The organism is Blautia sp. MB18-30 (genome assembly GCF_023669475.1).
Taxonomy (GTDB): domain Bacteria; phylum Bacillota; class Clostridia; order Lachnospirales; family Lachnospiraceae; genus Blautia_A; species Blautia_A fusiformis.
The window spans coordinates 34,621-52,472 of the sequence record NZ_JAMOYY010000019.1; the positions used below are offsets into that span (position 1 = coordinate 34,621).

Here is a 17,852-nt window from a genome sequence, read left to right on the forward strand (position 1 = left end):
GCAATGTTATAATTATCATTGATTTTAGAAGAAGGGAGTATCGAGGGAAATTAGTGGAACTGGTTTTGCAAGCATAGCGTTTGGATATCCAAACGCACTTTGGGAGCCCCCCAAACCCCATTTGTTGGCTTTACAAAGTAGGAATTTTTTGCTCAAGATAAAAAGAGAGTGCGTAAGCGGAAAGAAATCAAATTATGCTTACGCACTTTGTGCCTCACTTTTGCTCGGTGGTTAGCAGTTTGTGAATTATTGGGATGAAGCAATATAACTGTTTTGAGAAAACGGGATATTTTTTATATTAGTAGTTTAAACATTATAGTTCTGTGTTGTGCGATTTTTGCCTGGATTGAACAGGATGTTTTTTTTGCAATTCCTGTTTCCTCTGATATTCAAGTTCCCAGGTACGATGAGAGAAGCTATAGGGATCTTCCATATTGAGATCATCCACTTCATGGGTTGCGATATCACGATAGTGATAGTCATAATATTCACCAAAAGTACCTTTGAGCTGCTCAATCAGTTTCTCTCGGAAAGTAGGTCGTATCTGGATTCTGGCATCCAGTAATTCTGTATATTGCTCTGGTTTAGGCCGGAGTTTTTCCTCTTGGAAAGCGACAGCATCTTTTTCAAGCTGCTCTTTGAGAGCCATATCCTGAGAATCGAGAATATCCAGATTCTTATCCATCTGGTCGTATTTTCTGGAAAGGCTCGCCATATCTTTCTCTGTGGAGCATTCAGCCTGAAACAGCAGCTGTTCTTTGGCAGATTTCAGTTCCTCGATTTCTTCTGTTACGGTTGTAAGCTGCTGGTTTAACTTTATATGCTGGAAAGGATTTAGAATACTGGTTTTACTTTTTTGCACATTTAGTTCTTTCTTTTCAGTAACTTTCGCTTTGAGCTTTTTCTTAATGGTATCATATTTATTTAGGATAGGACGAAAATGCTGCATCCAGTCATGGATCACTTCTTTTTGCATTTCATTATGAAGTAAATGATATTGTGTAAAAATCATATGATTGCGGATTGCTTCTAATGTTTCTGCAATTACCGGAATAGATTTTTCGACAGCTTGAACCAATTTTTTTATCTGTGTTTTTAATTCCCGTAGTATTCTGTTATCCGCACGAACCCGACGGTTGATTTCACACCGGTCTGCTATCATGCCTTTCTTTTCCATATTCTGGGCAATGTAGCCTTCGTGGATGGTTGGCTGTTCAGTGATTCCCTGAGCTGCAAAACTGCGGTGATCAATGGCGGCATTTATCTGATTAAGGGCAAGCATTTTATTTACGGCATCTGCCCAGTTTGCTCTCCAGAGGCAGAGCTGTTCCTCACTGTTCCATTGTTCGGAAATCGGGTTTTGTCTGCCATACCGGGTGCTTTTTGTATGTTTGTCGATACGTTCATAACCTTTCTCCTGTGCTGCCGAGGGAGTCAGATATACTTTCTTTTTCCCAGCTTTATAACGATACTGTTTTTCCCAGCCCTCTTTCTGAGCATCCTTAAATTCAGAAGCAGTAAATCCCTTTTCCTCTCCATCTTTGATGCATAGATATTCTTTTTCGGTTTTATACTGCCATGTTCCGTTTTCGTTTAATGGACGGACAGTAAGTAGAATGTGTGCATGGGGATTGTGACCATCTGTATCGTGAATGGCGAAATCGGCACACATTCCCATATCTACAAAATTCTTTTGAATAAAATTCTGAAGAAGAGAAATATTGCTGTCTTTATCCAACTCAATAGGGAGTGCGACAACAAATTCTCTTGCCAGTCGGCTGTCTTTTGTTTTTTCAGCAGCTTCTACAGCATTCCAGAGTTGCTCCCGGTTTTTCCATTTAGGCGGAGCCATAGGGGGAAGCATTACTTCCTGATAGATCAGTCCATGTTTTCGGGTGTAGTCATGCTGGATGCCATCGTAATCATTGTATATGCGGCTACAGCTCATATAAGCAGATGCAGCGACAGCAGACCGCCCGGAACCACGGCTGACGACCTTGGCTTGCATATGATAAATTGCCATATCTGGCACCTCCTTTCGATGTTGCCTGCAACAGCGGATAGCCCTCGGCAGAGCGCACGAGCCCCGTAGGGGATACCACCGCCCGATTTATCGGGTGGTGAGTAAGTGCGCCCTTCGGGAGTAGAACTTGTGTATTTACATTCCTCTTAGCCGGAGCATCAGCTCCCGCTTTAGGGTATCTAAATCCATTTCTTTAATATGTGGAGCAATGCTTTCCAGAATCGCTCCTTCTTGAATCAATCTGCGTGTTCTGGCATTACGTTCCTTTTTACGGTTTCTTGCTTCGATTTCTTCCAGTCTGTGTTTTGCCTGTAAAAGCACTTTTTCTTCTGGTGTCATAATTCTTTTATTTGCCATATCTGGCACCTCCTTTTTATGCCCGTATCCGGGCGATTTAGTTTTAAAATCTTGTGGTTTAGTACTATAGTTTTAGATAACTGACAGTGGCATGTCTCTGGTGATAAATAAGAAAAGAAAGTAGTACTACTGTCAGTGAAAAATAGTTATTGTGCGATGCTGCTTTGTTTCAACTCTGGTTTGAAGTGTGATTATCTAACAGAATTTTTTTCGTTTTTTTTAAATTAGCTGTTGCATTGTCCTGACGGATATTCCGGTTATTGATACGGATGGGAACACATCTCTCCAGAATCCGGTCATAAATTCGCTTGTGTGCGATATCAGCGGCGTTATTCAGCTCTGATAAAGTGAGATTGGTTGTTATGATCAGGGGCTTTTTACTGCGGTAACGGCTGTCAATCACATTGAATACCTGTTCCAGTGCAAAGTCAGAGTTCCGTTCAATTCCGAGGTCATCAATGATCAGAAGGCTGTAGCGGTTTAAGCTGTGGATGAACTGATTCCTGTCTTCAAAATGCATTCCGGTAAGGGTATTCAGAATCCGGGAAAAGTTGGTCATCAGTACCGGGACGCCTTTTTCCAGAAGGGCATTGGCAATGCAGCCTGCAAAGAAAGATTTTCCAGTACCGACATCGCCCCAGATGAGAAGTCCGGAAGCGTTTGCTTTCATCTCTTCCCAGTTACTTACATAATTGTGTGCAAGTTTCATTTCCGGATTGCTGCCGTTATCTTTGGCAAAGGTGTAGTCATAAAGTGATTTGTCCTGTAAGCCGCTGGTTTTGAGATGCTCTATTTCCATTTGCTTTTCATGAAGTTTTCTCTGGGCTTCCTCCTGTTCAAAGATCTCCTGCTGGCACTTACAGCGGATGGAAGGAATAAGAACCTTTCCCTGTAATTCATGCCTGCACTGTCTTGGCGTATTGCATTTGGAACAGTAGATCAGGTGATTTGTTTCGTTAAAATATTCATCAGACTGAAGCTCTCTGTTTGGTGTGATAGCTGTTGGTTTTTCTGTAAATGTTGTCATAATGTTTCGTATTCCTCACTTTCATAATTTCGTTGCCGGGAAACAGGATGATCCTGTCTTGCCCAACGGATGATGGTAGCTGCATGGTTTTGGTATTGCTTTCCGGTAGAAGCCATATAACCGGATAAGCGTTCCATATAGTCCTGCCAGTCAGGGATTGTCTGCCGGATATTTTCCAGCTCCGTCTCTGACAGAAAAACATTTTGAAATGTTCCATAGGGTGAGCGTGGCTCTTTACTCCCTCTTATTGTTAAATGGTTCTTTTTTATCTCTTTCTTATTACTGGACAGTTTTCTGTCTGTATCAGGGAAAGAATCCTGTCTGTCAATAGGACAGTTTTCTGTCTGTCTTGAGGAAAGAATTCTGTCTGTATTGCTGAGGGTTTCTTTCGGGATTTTTACATAGATCCGATTAGGGTGTCCGGGTCCCTGCCGTTTTCGGAAGATAAGCTCTTGTTTTTCCAGTACTGCCAGAGCAGTTTTCACCGTCATCTGGCTTTTGTGGAGAACTTCTGCCAGTGCTTCAATCGTAAAGTAGAGGAACACATGACCATTTGTATCTGACCAGCCCTCATTTTTCTGGGAAAGCCTTGCACGGTCGAGCAGGATCATATAAAGCATTTTGGCAGTTTCGTTTATTTCCATGTCCAGAAGAAAACGGGGAAACATCATATAAGATGGCAGGCTTGTGTCTGCTGTCAGAAAGTCCGTCATGTGTTCACCTCCAATCACAATGGTTTATTCTCCAAGAAAATCCCAGTCTATATCACGATCCGGCTGTTCTTTTTCAGGAGCTGGAAAGGGCATCCTGATGGGGGATTCCCTTTCCAACATGCCTGCAGTCAGCCCGGACAGAAAAATCGGCAATGACTGTTTCAGGCTGTGTTCTACTGCTTCTACAATCTGTTTCACAAAAAGTTCTTCCCGTTCCCTTGTTTCCAGATAGGGATCAGCCTGAGTGCGGTAGTAGCGGTCAAAATAATCGACCAGTGCAAGGGAGATTACCTGGCTGTAAGATTTAAAATTCTGTCTGTCCATCGTCTGTAAATATTCCCAGGCTCTCCGCTGCTGGTCTTTGTCCAGATTAAATCGCAGGTTTGTGTTGCGGATATGGTTCTGCATGGCTTATCCCCTCCTTTTCAGGCTCATATAAGCCAGAGATTCATAACCTTTGGCAGTGGCACAGATATCATCAAGGATGGTAACTCGTGATTTGTCATACGCTCCAAAGTTACGGATCAGGCATCCACCGCCTCCGACCACATACAGGCGCATCAGGCCAGGATTGTATTCATATTTGCGGAGCGTGGCAAAAATATCTGTGACATACTGTCTGGCAACAGCAGTAATACAATCCAGATAAGACGCTGAAATGTCAGCGGTTCCAAACCGCAGAATCTGCTCTACGGTAGATTCTTCAATCTTTACTCCGAAGTTGTCCAGAACAGCGTTTTTAGCGGCAATCATGCATTGGTTTACGCCAAACTTTTCTGTCCAGCACCGGCTTTCCTGTGCTTTCTTATTATTGATATACAGAATGTTCATGGTTCCGTTGCCGATATCTGCAAGAAGATTTGTCCCCTTGAAATCTCCAAGTCGGTTTACGATAGCCGGATATCCCTGCGGGTAAAGGCTGCATCCCACAAAACGGAGATGATACTCTTTGCTGTTAAATCGGTAATGGACTTCTGGATTCTGGAGCAGATAGGAACGGAAATCTTCTCTCTGGTTTCTGATCCATGTCAGAGGAAGCCCGGCAGCCAGATGAACGTCTGCTTCACGGATGGAAAAGACATTCAGTTCCCTTGCAATCGCCATGAGAGTTAGAAGATAATATTCTTCGTCCATAGCTTTATCTGGGATAAATTCTTTGTGTCCTTCGCCAATCCGGTAGTAAATGCCGTTATATTCCAGAATATTCCCGGTGAAGATGGGTTCTGTTTCATAGGCTTTGATTCCGGTTGGTGTGACGGTATTTGCTGTTTTCATGTTGCCGTAGCCGTGATCTACAGCAATGATTTTTGTGTTTCTGAGTTCTCGCATAAAAAACACCTCCATTTTCGTATTGATTAATTCAGCAGGCTGTACCGGTGTGGTACTGCTTTGCTGTGAGATAAGCATACGAAAGTTGGAGGAAAAAGACATTGAGGGAAAATTGAGTTGGAATTGAAAAATAGGATATAATTTTGTAAAATAGAGCAATTTCTTTAGTTTTTTATAGCCCTGCATTTTTTTGTTATAAACGTTCATTAAATGTTGACATGTTATTATATAAATGGTAAAATTGTACAATAAAATGTGGAAAGTTGGATGGAATTTATTGAATTATAATAAAACTAATCGTACTTAACTGGCGGCTTATGTATTTGTAGAACTTAGAATAATAGAAAATTTAAAATATTATCAATTTTTACAGCTGTTGCAATGCTTTCAGTAGGAACAACAGTTTTTGCAAGTCCTTAACTGTTGTTTGATAAGGAGTGTAGTTTTATACAAATAGTGATATTATTGCAAAAAACTAGGATTTTATAAAAATAAAAAAATCAAGTCTATAGCTGTTTGAAGTGAGGAGAAAAGCGTATGAGAAATGTGTTGGCAACGGACATAAAAAACAATATTCGAAGCATTCGCTTTATTTTGGGGATTTTTCTAATCGTTTCGGCTACCCTGATGTCTGAGCATGAGATGTTGCAGAAGATCATAAATGCAGGCGGATCTGCAGAAGGACCAGGCTGGTTCGTAGCATACACCTATTGTATGAACAGCGTTAATATGCTTCTGTTTGTTCCCATTGCCGTTGCTTTTGCGGGTGGAGAGAATACGGAGGCTGAGCTGCACAGTCGTTTTTTTCTGTTCAGTTATATCCGTTCAGGGAGAAAACAGTATCTCGTAGGAAAAGCAGCAGGATTGTTGGTCTCCGGAGGTTTGACAGCTTTTTTAGCCATGGTGTTCCTTCTTGTAATCTGTATACTGAGGTTCGGTCAGTATCCTTCTCTGATTGACGGAAATTATGAGATGGCAGTGCTTGTGGGCAGAACGGCGGTAAGCTTTCTGAGATTGTTTTTAAATGGCGCTTTTTGGGCGCTAATTGGCGGTACGTCGGCTGTCATAACAAAAAATCGCTATATGTCCTATGCCGTTCCTTTTATTCTTTATTATGTCCTGACCGTATTTCAGGAGCGTTACTATCAAAAAGCATTCTTTCTGAGTCCCCGCTATTGGGCGGCGTCTATTTACTACAATGATATCTTCTGCATTGCTATATTAGCGGTTGGAAGTTTTTTAACGGCACTGATCTTTATGTGCGCAATAGAAAGAAGGTTGCGGTATGCGTGATATTAAACAGGCTTTTTGGATTGCAGGCCAGAATTTCTATGGATGGAAAAAAAGTCCGAGGATCTGGATGACCTTTATTTTGGCAGCTATATTATGTCTGATGCTGTCGGATCAGATTATTTCCCATGCGATAAAATATGAGACAATCCTTCAGGTATTCGAGCCGTTTATTTGGACATATGGGGATGCATCCTCTGTTATGCTGTCCTCCCTGCTTTTAATCCTGCTCTTTGCGGACATGCCATTTATCAGTCAGGCAACTCCGTATTGGCTTGTACGCACAAAACGGAAGATATGGCTTGCGGGTCAGATTATCTATGTGATCCTGGCGACTGTGATCTATAATATTTTTTTGGCTGTGATGCTTGGAATTATGGGAGCTCCCTTTTCCTTTACGGGAAATGTGTGGAGCGAAACAGCGGCAATGTTGGGCTATGGCGGTGGGGAGAGCATAACCGTTCCTGTTTCCATAAAAACAATGGAAAGCTCAACTCCTTATATGTGCGCAGCAATAGTGTTTGGACTTGTACTTTTATATACTCTTTTTATCGCAGTTCTCATGTTGTTTTTAAATCTGGCTGCGGGAAATATGGCAGGGGTGATCGGTGCTTTTGCAGTCAGTCTGTATGGGCTCCTGCTGAACCCAGATGTTTTCCGGAAACTGTTTCATTTTACAGAAAGTCAGGAATATAGGGCGAACGTGTTCTGCGGCTGGCTGTCTCCGTTGAACCAAGCTACCTTTCCCATGCACAGCTTTGGTTATGATTACCTGCCAGGGATCGGGATGAGCATGTTCATATTTGCAATATTAATCATAGCGCTGATCGGCTTGTCAGCCGTCCGAATTAAGGGCTATAATTTCTCTTTTACGCAGACAAACGAATAAATGGAGGGCAAAATGGAATATGCAATCAGGTTGAAGGGACTGACAAAATCCTTTCAAAAAGAAAAAGTATTAAAGAACATTACCCATGATTTTGAAAAAGGGAAGATTCATGGGATTATGGGGTTTAACGGTTCAGGGAAAACCGTAATGTTTAAATGCATCTGTGGATTTTTACAACCTGAGAGCGGCACAGTGCTCGTAGGGGGAAAACAGATCGGGAAGGAGCTGGACTTTCCAGATTCCGTAGGCATTATCATTGAAAACCCTGGCTTCTTTCTGGATCTCAGCGGTTTTGCGAATTTAAAGAGACTGGCGTCTCTGAAACACCGTATTTCCGATGACGATGTGAGGGCGACGATGCGTGCCCTAGGGCTTGATCCTCTGTCTAAAAAGAAGGTAGGACAGTATTCTCTTGGAATGCGTGAACGTCTTGGTATCGCACAGGCAATCATGGAAGATCCGGAGCTTTTGATATTGGACGAGCCTTTTAATGGTCTGGACAAGCAGGGGGCAGGAGAGGTCTGCGAGCTTTTGCGGGGATTAAAGGAACGAGGGAAGACTATTCTTATCGCAGCACATAACATGCTGGAGATCGAATGGCTCTGCGATACGATCTGTGAGATGGATGCAGGTGTCCTGACGCAGATAAAATAAAAATACGGGGGAAAGAGTTTATAATTGAAGTTTCGTGAAAAAGCGACAATTCTATAAGATATATGGAGGAAAAATGAAAAAAAGTGTTCTAGCAATTATGGTAGGTGCGTTGTGTATTATTCTTTCCAGCTGTCAGGAAACACCAGAGGAGAGTTCGGTAGTCAGCAAAGTGGATGGGATTAGCGAGGCGGCTGTCTGTGAACCTCTTAAAAAAGGAGAAAAGAGAGAGACAAATGTTCCAACGCATTGGAAATTTGAAGAAAAGAAAAGCAACGACCGTGTGGTTATCCAGGCAGATATTAAGTTGGGCGAACAAAGCATTGGCAATCTTCCAGTCATAGAGATGCAAAATCACGAGTTAACGCAGGAAGAACTGAATGGATTGATTGATTATTTTACGGACGGTGAGGAACTATATATGCCACAGATGGTGACAAAGGATGCGTATCAGGAAGTGTTAGACAGGATTTCCAGCAAGGAAGGAAGTTACTTGCAATCAGCATATTCTACATCGATTGCAGGGATTCAAAACGCAACCCGAGAGGGGATGGAGCTTGCACCGGATGAAGCGTCTGCACCGGAAAAGATGGAGATAAAATTTCAAAAAAAAACAGAGGATCACGGTGTGGAAGCGGCACGGAGTTGGATGAGTACTGAATTGGAAAACACAGATACAGAGGATTATTTTACTGCAGATGTGGGCGAGGACAGGAAGGCATATATAGAAGCAGAGCGGTATAATCAGGAAATTGACAATGACAGTAGTTTTCTCTGGATGGAGGGTTCTAATTTTATAGAAGAAGAAACAATAGAAACTGAGGAAATGCAGAGTGAGTATTACAGTAGCTTTGGCATGGATACCAACGGCTATACAGAGAAATTTCATGAACTGGCAGATGCGTATCGAAAGTGCATGGACAAGATCACCTTTACAGAGGAAGATGGAAAGGAACAGGCAGAACAAGTTTTAGAGGATTTAGGTATCGATGGAATGGGCCTTGTAGATTCTGATCGTACCGTGTGGTTCCCGAATGGCGCATGTTCAGAGCGCAATGGTCTGGGACTTGGTAGTGATGCTTTGTGGCAGGGAGATCTGGATAGAGGATTACCGGGATATCTGTATTGTTTTTCGAAAAGTGTAGAGGGTATTACTTCAGTTCCTGATGGCGTGGTTGCGGAAGAAACAGTGGATAGTTATGTGCCTCCGTTCCAGGTAGAAACAATCTCTATTCTGATAACAGAGGAAGGAATTAAATATTTTAAATGGGATGGGATATCGGAAGAAGTCTGTACGGTGACGGAAAATACAAAGCTTCTGCCTTTTGAAAAAATACAGGCAAAGCTGACAGATCAGATTTTTTATTGGTATTCCGGAAAAGGCCAGTCTGCCAACGACACTACCGCACTGGAGTATGATGTGGTAAACGCAAAATTGCAGTATACTTATACCACAGCCTATCAGGAGCCGAAACACGCATGGTTGGTTCCAGCATGGATTTTTACTGTCAGGGAAAGTATTGGTGGAAATTCTCTACAGGAGCTTTCTTATGTGATCAATGCTTATGATGGCAGTGTGATTGGAGAAGCATATTAGGGTTCAGCGACACTTGAATTTTTATTGACCATAGAATTACAAGGTTTATCATGAGAATAATAAATATGCGATATTTGGCTTGGATATATAACAGGTAAGAATAGGAATAGTGCAAATGATTAAGCTCGCATTGATTGATAACGGTATACCTTATCATATGAGAAATAACAGGAATCAAAGGATTGTTCATAAATCTTTTTTGGCTTCTAAATGCGATCCAAGTGAGTATAAAGACGATAAATCATTCCATGGCGCTGTATGCGTCGGAATTATCACAAGCATATGTAGAGATATAAATTTCTAATAGAACTGAGCCACTATGCATTTGACATATTGTATCAAACAGTAGGTTGATGACGAGATGATTGTAATGTATCGCAGATTGAACAAGCAGAGGAGCATATTTACAAGTTCTCAGGCATTGATGAAGGCAATATACCTAGACTATAAAAAATTTGAGATAGGAGGAGCGAAAAGTGTCAAAAAAAGAAAAGTGATCCTTATGTAAACGCTCCATGTCTAAGAAAAAATGGAAATGGACAAGCGCCTAGTCTTGGAGTGTATCTCAAAACTAGGCGTTTACATTATTGAGGCAATATATTTTACAAGTGTTTGTAGGAACCGTTAGTGCTTGGTGAGAAGAATACTTTTTGCCAGAGCAATTCCAGCTTGTGGATACAATTCTTGAATTGCTTGATATTTTTCTTCAATCAATTCGGGTTCGTCTGCCCATATATCCTCATAAATTTTCAAGGCTTTTTTAAAATGGGTTTTCGCTTGCGAAATATTTGCAGTGATCAGGCAGATACTTCCAAGGGATTCCTGTACCTGGGCATAATCCAAACAGTGGTTTGAATTATATTCTTTGATAATCTGTGCTAATTTCTGAAGAGCAGACAGGGCAAGGTCAGGTTCTTGTATTTCAATTAAGAGGACAGCATAATTATTAATCTGAGGAATACTGTCATTAGTATAAAGAAGCTGGTATTGTTGTAAAAGAGAGATACCCATTTTCATGTGCCTTTTAGCGAGATCAAGTTGTCCGTTGATTCGGTAAAGCCCTCCAAGATTGGAATGGAGGTTGGAAACCAGGTGGGCATTTTCTTTTGTGGTTTCTTTTATTTGAGCAAGTGCTTCTTTTTCTAATTTTATCGCTTTTTCTGTTTTGGGTTCCAGAGTTGCCTGATAATCCAATAGTAAGGCACGGTCAGATGCAGTCCCGTAAGTATTTGCTTTTATAAAATGCTGTAGTTCCTGGATGATTTTTTTCATACCCTTTTGATAGTGGTACTTCTCCATATATGGAAAAACATCTTCTAAAAATAACAGGTATTGGGGAATATCGTCCTTTTCAATGAAAAGCATGATGTTTTCTACTGTTTGAAATAATTTTTTATAATAGCTAACTTCAATGCCATGCATCAAACATATTTTTTGCAGAGAATCCAATAACGTGTGGCAGCTTGTAACAGAAGGTGCGGTCTCGGAAACTGCAATTTCCTGAATCATTGGATGCAGAGAAATAGTATGCCGGAGACTTGACTGTACAAAACCTGTCTCGATCAGATCATTCACGTCATTTAAAGTAGGCAGCTCCAGCCATTTGGAAAATATACGGGCAGAAATACCAGATGAAGGCATAAAACACATATTGCACATAATATCCTGCTGTTTCCGTGATAAGGAGTATAACGAAAACAGGGTATGGATATGGTTGTAATAGGTGGCTTTTTTGCTCTGACCATCTTTCATTACTTTAATCTTATCTTCATTATGAAGAGAAGCCTTTTCCTCTTGAAGTTTTATCAATAATTGCTCTGGAGTTAAAATTCCATTTTCCAGAAGTTTGGCTGCCAGTTCGACAGCAAAAGTATGGTAGTGTACAGTTTCTATGATTTTTTCTACGATTGCCCGGTTTTCCTCTGCTTCTGAATAAAATACAGATGTCAGTTGAAAAAGAGTGGGTATATCTTTCAGTTCTTTTAATTGAAAACTACAGTATTCAGACAGTTGGCTTCTGGTTGTAAATAAAACCCGGCAACGGTATTTTAATACGACTGACAGGCAACTGTCCTGTGTGGATGTGACATTAAAATTGTCTATGATCAGCAGTGTATCAGATTTCAAAGAGCGTAAGAAACGGTTATGTCTTTGAAAACGTTCCTGCTCACTGATTTCTGGTGGATCATCAATAAAATCCATGTCTACAATATCTTGATATAGATTACCGGTGTATTCCATATAGAGAATATTGGTGTACTGTTTTCTGTATTGCTTTGCATAGGCTTTAGCAAGCTCGCTTTTCCAATTCCGGCAATTCCATAAAGAAATATATGTCGGTTCTCTTCAAACAAAGTATGGAGTTCATCCAGTTCTTCTTCTCTTCCTAGAAAATGACGGCATGGTTTTGGGACTTCGCTGTCCATAATGTAATCCAGAACAATCGGAGATAGAACACCTCCTGCAATCAGTTTTTGATTTCTTGTATCACGTTTAATAAATTGCCGTTCCATACCAAAAGAAAGTACTTTTGCTAAAAACAACAGCCTTGAATCAGAAGGTTTATATAGAGATACAAGTTCCTGCTTTTTTGTATCCGAAATCGTATCGTCCTGTATGAATAACGTGTAAATGTCCTGTATAACCATGTTGCAGTCTGCCATTAAGGGAAGTAAGTTCCGCTGAATGGTTGTTGCCAGTTTTTTCTGATTGCTGGGTTTTGCATAATATGAGGTTATTTTGGGACTGATTTTTGCTTGTCCGGTTATCCAGCGGCAAATTAGACCATTATCCATAGAAAAATCTTCATTTATCGGATCATTCATAAAATCTTCAAATAATTCGTATAAAAAATCAGGTTGGTTCATCTGATTGCTTTCACTGATTTGATTTTTTAGGCATGTGCTAATAGAAGAAAAATCACATCGTTCCAACAGAAATCCCTCCTTTGGTTTTCGTGTTTTATATTCTTAAAGTCTTTTTATTATAACACGAACAAATGTTCCGGACAATAGGAATTGATACTGTATAGGAAGAAAATGAATCTTAAAAACTCAATCTGCGGTCAATTTCAATTCAATGTGATTGGTGCAGAATAATTTTAGAATGTAATCAGGCTTTCGAAAGCCGAATTCAATTCATACAGAACTTTTGTACAATCCTGCCGGCATAGGATGTAGAGAGAACTGTATGCTGAAGGAGGCATATAGCATGAATACGTTATTTGATTCTGTAGAAGTTCTGGATACAAAAAAAGAAATCCAAAAAGAGAATGTAAGCTATGAACATGCAGGATATCAGATTCGAGTGCATTTTAATGGGGAAAAGACATTGATCCAGTGCATTCAGAATCTTACTGAACGAAAAATTGCAGGTTGATTTTCTTAAGTTCTTGTTGTAAAATAAAGACAATTAAAGACAATGACTACGCAAGACCGATGAAAAGAGGGATAGAATGTATCAGGCAGGAATTTATTGCCGAATTTCCATTGAAGAGCAAAATAAAGAGGGTGAATACAGCAATAGTATTCACTCTCAGATTCAGATGGCAAGAGATTATATTGCAGAGAATAAAGATATTGCAGAGAAAAAAGTTTATGTAGACGATGGGGCTTCTGGAAGTAATTTTGAAAGAACTGAATTTCGGAGGATGCTGGCAGATATTGAGCTTGGTGTTATCAATATGGTGATTTTTAAGGACGTATCTCGACTTGGAAGAGAACATATTGATACCAACTATTATCTAGGCAAATATTTCCCGGAGAAACAGATTCGGATTGTTTCGATTCTGGATAATTATGATTCAGCCGTTGGAACTTATGATGAAATGTTAGAAATAAAAACTTTGCTGAATGATATGTATTTGAGAGATACATCCAGAAAGATTAAGACAACGATTCAGACCAAAAGAAGTATGGGCGAATATACTCCGAAACAGCCCCCCTTTGGATATGTGAAAAGTAAAACAATTCATAATCATCTGGAAATTGATCCTTATGCAGCCGAGGTTGTTCGAAGAATTTACAGAATGTATCAAAATGGATTTGGCTGTACGGTTATTTGCAGGACTTTGAATGAAGATGAAATCCCTTGTCCCGCAAAATATAAAAAGGAAGTTTTAAAAACCAATTATGTATGGGATTCGGGAAAAGGTCTGTGGACATCGTCTACTGTAAGTGGAATTTTAAAGAATCCGGTCTATACTGGGGCGGTTGTGATTCGGAAACATGAAAGACCGTCTTATAAGCTGAAATACAAAAAGGCAATTCCCCTGGAAGAAATGGAGCTGGTGCCGGATGCACATGAGGCAATCATTTCTAAAGAAGAGTTTGATAGGGTTCAGCAAATAAGAAAGGGGCGCAGAGTTTCCTATTTTGATAAAAACAATGAACCACATAAATATGTGGGACTGCTCTTTTGTGGGAAATGTAAAACAGCCATGCGAAAACGTTATCTGGCATCTCATAAAGACTATGACGGATATATGTGTGGTTTTCATCAGAAGCAGGGGCAGAATTACTGTGAGCTGAATCATATTACATTTGAAAAGCTGGATGAACTGGTTGTATTTGCAATCAACCAGCAATTGAAACAGATGAAGATGGATATGAAGAATCTGGAAACTCAGATCAGACAGAAACAGCCGGAACTGGATGGTAAAATTGCAAAATTGCAGGCAAAAATAGAAAGAAATCTGGAATACCGGAAACGAGCATATGAACAGTTTATGGATGAAGTACTTTCCAAAGAGGAATATCTGGAATTAAAACAGATGTATGAAACAGAGAATCAGAAATATCAAAAAGAATTATCAGAACTGAACCATGAAGAGCAAAGGCAGCGGGCGGCGGTCAATGAAACAAAGATATGGTTGGAGCACTTTAATCGCAGAAGAATAACGGTAAAGCAGCTTACCAGAGAAGCGCTTGTGGAGTTAGTTGATAAAATTTATGTATATCCAGAGCAGAAAATAGATATATATTTTAAGTTTGCTTCAGTAGAGAGTTCACCAGATAGAATACTTGAGAAAGATGGGGTGATATGATGTATCAGATGGGTGTATATTGTCGTCTGTCGAAGGATGATGGAGAGAATAAAGTTAGTGAGAGTATTGAAAATCAGATGAAACTGATTCGTGAGTATGTGACTAAATCAGAGGATCTGGAAATCGCAGATATTTATATTGATGACGGTTATTCGGGGCTTTATTTTGCGAATAGACCGGAATTTCAGCGGATGATGGAGGATATCTACAAAGGGAAAATTCAAGGCGTTATTACGAAAGATATTTCCCGGCTTGGGCGTGAACATATTGAAACCAGTAACTATATTGAGCGTGTTTTTCCATCTTTGGGTGTGCGTTATATTGCAATTTTGGATGGCGTGGATTCTGTTCATCACAGTAATGAAGAATTGGCACAGTTTAAGACGTTGTTTAATGATATGTATAGTCGTGATATATCTAAGAAAATCAGAGGTGCATTGACCGCCCAGAAGAAACGGGGACAGTTTATGTCTGGGTTTGCCCCATATGGATATGTAAAAGATCCGGCAGATAAGCATCATTTTCTTGTAGATGAAGAAGCAGCTAAAGTGGTACGGAGAATCTTTTATATGAGTTTGGAAGGATATTCCAGGGATGGTATTGCAAAGAAACTGAATCAGGAAGGAATTCTGACACCGTCAGAGTATAAGAGAAAGGTGCAGGGATTGAAATATGCCAATGCATTAGAAAAAGCGGGTGCAAAGGGCTGGGCATATCCTACGATCAATGTAATTTTGCGAAACAGAGTTTATACAGGGGCTATGGTACAGCATAAATCAGAAAAGATATCCTATAAAGTGGAAAAGTATCAATATATTCCAGAGGAACAGCAGTATATTGTGGAAGGAATGCACGAAGCAATTATTAGCAAAGATACTTTTGAGCAGGTACAGGAACTTATGAAGAAAAGAACACGGACACCGGGATTTAATAGCGAAGTGAGAAAGGTAAATCCATACGCAGGAATTATTGTTTGTGGAGATTGCGGATATAATTTCCAGAGGGTTACTTGTCGGGACGGTTATGAGTGCGGTACCTACCACAAAAAAGGAAACACAGTTTGTTATTCTCATTTCATTAAAAAAGAAGTATTGGATTCTATTGTAAAAAATGAAATCCAAAGACAAGCGGAACTGGCACTGAAAGAAAGTGATAAGGATGAAATATTAAAAGTAGCAGATAGGAAGAAGGAGGTGCAGAGACGATGTGCAGAAGCAGACCAGCAGATTGAACGGTTACAAAAAGAACTTGCGGCTGTCCAAAAGTATAAAAAGAAAACTTACGAAAATTATGTAGATGGTGTTCTGGATAAAGAAGAATATCTCTCCTATAAGGCAGAATATGAAAAGCAGGATAAAGATATCAGGGCGAAGATTCAGTTGGCAGAACTAGAGAAAGACAGCTTTGGAGAGGCAGAAGAATCTTATGAAAACTGGATAGAGAAATTTATCAAGTATGGAACATTATCCGAAGTGACAAGAGAAATTGTGACAGAATTGATTGAAAAAATTGTTGTGAATGGAGATAAGAGCATTGATATTGTATTTAAGTATCAGTCGCCTTATCCGGTAGAAAAACAGGCAGTGTAAAGACTGCAAATTTTTTTACAGTAATTTTCCCCTAGTTATAATGAACACACAGAGGGGATTCTCTTCTGGAAAACTATATTGATACAGTTGCGGCCATGGGGCGGACTGTGATCGTTACAGGAACCGGAAATAACGGCAGCCAGCCCTGGCATGCAGGAGGAATCCTGCAGCAGGGGAAAACAGAAGAGATCCAGTTGGCGGTGGGAGCTTTTGAGCCCACATTAAATGTACAGTTATGGAAGGATTATGAAGATGAGATGGAAATTTATCTGGAAAGTCCGTCCGGAGAACGGATCGGTCCATTATATGAAAGGCTGGGTCCACAGCGGCATCTGCTGGAAAATACAGAGCTTTTGATCTATTATGGAAAACCCGGTCCCTATCAGCTGTCCCAGGAAATCTACATAGATTTCATTCCTGAGGGTAATTATGTGGACAGCGGTGTCTGGAAAGTTCTTTTAAGTGGAAAACGTGTGCGCTCCGGGCAGTATTTCCTCTGGCTGCCGGGTGGAAATGTACTGAATCGCGGAACCGGGTTTTATTCTCCGCGGGCTGTGGGAACTTTGACGATTCCTTCCACTGCCGGAAAAGTTATTTCTGTTGGAGCTTATGATTCCAGACAGAATGCCTACGCAGATTTTTCCGGAAGGGGAAGTCAGTTCTTGCCGATCCGGAAGCCTGATCTCGCAGCTCCCGGTGTATCCATCTCCGCCCCGGTTCCCGGCGGAGGCTACGCCACTGTCACCGGAACCTCCTTTGCGGCACCCTTTGTCAGCGGAAGCGCAGCTCTGCTTATGGAATGGGGGATCGTGAAAGGAAATGATCCGTTTCTTTATGGGGAAAAGGTGAAGGCATATCTGAGGAAAGGCGCACAGAGTGTGGGCGGATATGAGGAATATCCGAATGTGGAGGTGGGATGGGGGATTTTATGTACAGCCAAAAGTCTCCCTCATATGTGAAAGTTAAATGTTGTGGTAGAGAGTGGAGCGAAGTTTATATTAAAACTCCTAAACAAATGTTAGACTTAGAAGTAAACTTGTACTTGAATTAGTTTAAACGTTCGTTATAATTAAAATTAGATAATAAAAACGTAAGGAGAAGACTAATGATAGCAGATGAAATGAAAGTCGATAAAGTTCAAACAGGAAAGAGAATTAAAAAGTTAATGGACGAAAAAGGAGATACGGTATTGACTTTATCTCAAATAACAGGGCTATCAAAAAGTGCGATTCGAAATTATATAAATGGGAAAAATCCACCAAGCTTGCAAAATTTAGGGGTTATAGCAGATATTTACAGTGTAAATATCTCTGAAATTGTTGTTTACAGGAAGGAAAAATAAG

The 17,852-nt window shown here is 40.4% G+C and carries 17 protein-coding genes; 9 read left to right on the forward strand and 8 right to left on the reverse strand.

Annotated elements, in window-relative coordinates; translation table 11 throughout:
* Positions 1-313: 313 nt before the first annotated feature.
* The 6 genes from mobQ to NCY57_RS10285 form a co-directional block, all read right to left on the reverse strand.
* Positions 314-2,023, reverse strand: a complete 1,710-nt coding sequence (gene mobQ / locus NCY57_RS10260; RefSeq protein ID WP_250789645.1) for a MobQ family relaxase — start codon at positions 2,021-2,023, stop codon at positions 314-316.
* A gap of 135 nt (positions 2,024-2,158) precedes the next feature.
* On the reverse strand, positions 2,159-2,380 hold the full coding sequence (locus NCY57_RS10265) for a hypothetical protein (protein ID WP_005428277.1): 222 nt from the start codon (positions 2,378-2,380) through the stop codon (positions 2,159-2,161).
* A 169-nt stretch (positions 2,381-2,549) separates the two neighbouring features.
* Positions 2,550-3,407 carry an ATP-binding protein gene (locus tag NCY57_RS10270; RefSeq protein WP_005428275.1) on the reverse strand — a complete coding sequence of 286 codons (858 nt, stop codon included), beginning with the start codon at positions 3,405-3,407 and terminating at the stop codon, positions 2,550-2,552.
* The gene (locus NCY57_RS10275) at positions 3,404-4,120 is read right to left on the reverse strand and encodes a replication initiator protein A (RefSeq protein WP_005428274.1); all 717 of its coding nucleotides are present in this window, start codon (positions 4,118-4,120) and stop codon (positions 3,404-3,406) included. Before NCY57_RS10275 ends, NCY57_RS10270 begins: the two co-directional genes overlap by 4 nt.
* 24 nt (positions 4,121-4,144) lie before the next feature.
* On the reverse strand, positions 4,145-4,528 hold the full coding sequence (locus NCY57_RS10280; protein WP_005428271.1) for a hypothetical protein: 384 nt from the start codon (positions 4,526-4,528) through the stop codon (positions 4,145-4,147).
* 3 nt (positions 4,529-4,531) lie between these two features.
* The gene (locus NCY57_RS10285) at positions 4,532-5,449 is read right to left on the reverse strand and encodes a ParM/StbA family protein (protein ID WP_009245410.1); all 918 of its coding nucleotides are present in this window, start codon (positions 5,447-5,449) and stop codon (positions 4,532-4,534) included.
* A 714-nt stretch (positions 5,450-6,163) separates the two neighbouring features.
* On the opposite strand from NCY57_RS10285, the gene NCY57_RS10290 reads away from it, so the two are divergent.
* The 4 genes from NCY57_RS10290 (at position 6,164) to NCY57_RS10305 (ending at position 9,876) form a co-directional block, all read left to right on the forward strand.
* Complete coding sequence (locus NCY57_RS10290) at positions 6,164-6,742, forward strand: ABC transporter permease (RefSeq protein ID WP_244094046.1); 579 nt, start codon at positions 6,164-6,166, stop codon at positions 6,740-6,742.
* Positions 6,735-7,628 carry a hypothetical protein gene (locus tag NCY57_RS10295; protein WP_005428264.1) on the forward strand — a complete coding sequence of 298 codons (894 nt, stop codon included), beginning with the start codon at positions 6,735-6,737 and terminating at the stop codon, positions 7,626-7,628. Before NCY57_RS10290 ends, NCY57_RS10295 begins: the two co-directional genes overlap by 8 nt.
* A gap of 12 nt (positions 7,629-7,640) precedes the next feature.
* Positions 7,641-8,282, forward strand: coding sequence for an ABC transporter ATP-binding protein (locus NCY57_RS10300; protein WP_009245407.1), 642 nt, complete (start codon positions 7,641-7,643; stop codon positions 8,280-8,282).
* Positions 8,283-8,355: 73 nt separating this feature from the next.
* The gene (locus tag NCY57_RS10305; protein WP_005428257.1) at positions 8,356-9,876 is read left to right on the forward strand and encodes a DUF6034 family protein; all 1,521 of its coding nucleotides are present in this window, start codon (positions 8,356-8,358) and stop codon (positions 9,874-9,876) included.
* Between the two features lie 624 nt (positions 9,877-10,500).
* Here the strand turns inward: NCY57_RS10305 and NCY57_RS10310 are convergent.
* Positions 10,501-12,078: a tetratricopeptide repeat protein gene (locus NCY57_RS10310; RefSeq protein ID WP_330605106.1), complete on the reverse strand. Its 1,578-nt coding sequence runs from the start codon at positions 12,076-12,078 to the stop codon at positions 10,501-10,503.
* A 2-nt stretch (positions 12,079-12,080) separates the two neighbouring features.
* Entirely contained in the window at positions 12,081-12,809 is a 729-nt protein-coding gene (locus NCY57_RS17170) for an ATP-binding protein (protein WP_330605105.1), read from the reverse strand.
* A gap of 277 nt (positions 12,810-13,086) precedes the next feature.
* On the opposite strand from NCY57_RS17170, the gene NCY57_RS10315 reads away from it, so the two are divergent.
* The 5 genes from NCY57_RS10315 to NCY57_RS10335 all read left to right on the forward strand — a co-directional run bounded on the left by NCY57_RS10315 (position 13,087) and on the right by NCY57_RS10335 (position 17,851).
* Complete coding sequence (locus tag NCY57_RS10315; RefSeq protein ID WP_009245398.1) at positions 13,087-13,254, forward strand: hypothetical protein; 168 nt, start codon at positions 13,087-13,089, stop codon at positions 13,252-13,254.
* 76 nt (positions 13,255-13,330) lie between these two features.
* On the forward strand, positions 13,331-14,920 hold the full coding sequence (locus tag NCY57_RS10320) for a recombinase family protein (RefSeq protein WP_009245397.1): 1,590 nt from the start codon (positions 13,331-13,333) through the stop codon (positions 14,918-14,920).
* Complete coding sequence (locus NCY57_RS10325) at positions 14,917-16,509, forward strand: recombinase family protein (RefSeq protein ID WP_173739469.1); 1,593 nt, start codon at positions 14,917-14,919, stop codon at positions 16,507-16,509. Before NCY57_RS10320 ends, NCY57_RS10325 begins: the two co-directional genes overlap by 4 nt.
* A gap of 107 nt (positions 16,510-16,616) precedes the next feature.
* Complete coding sequence (locus NCY57_RS10330) at positions 16,617-17,468, forward strand: S8 family serine peptidase (protein ID WP_235812396.1); 852 nt, start codon at positions 16,617-16,619, stop codon at positions 17,466-17,468.
* A gap of 146 nt (positions 17,469-17,614) precedes the next feature.
* A complete protein-coding gene (locus NCY57_RS10335; RefSeq protein ID WP_059086711.1) occupies positions 17,615-17,851 on the forward strand; it encodes a helix-turn-helix domain-containing protein in 237 nt (78 codons plus the stop codon).
* Position 17,852 lies beyond the last annotated feature (1 nt).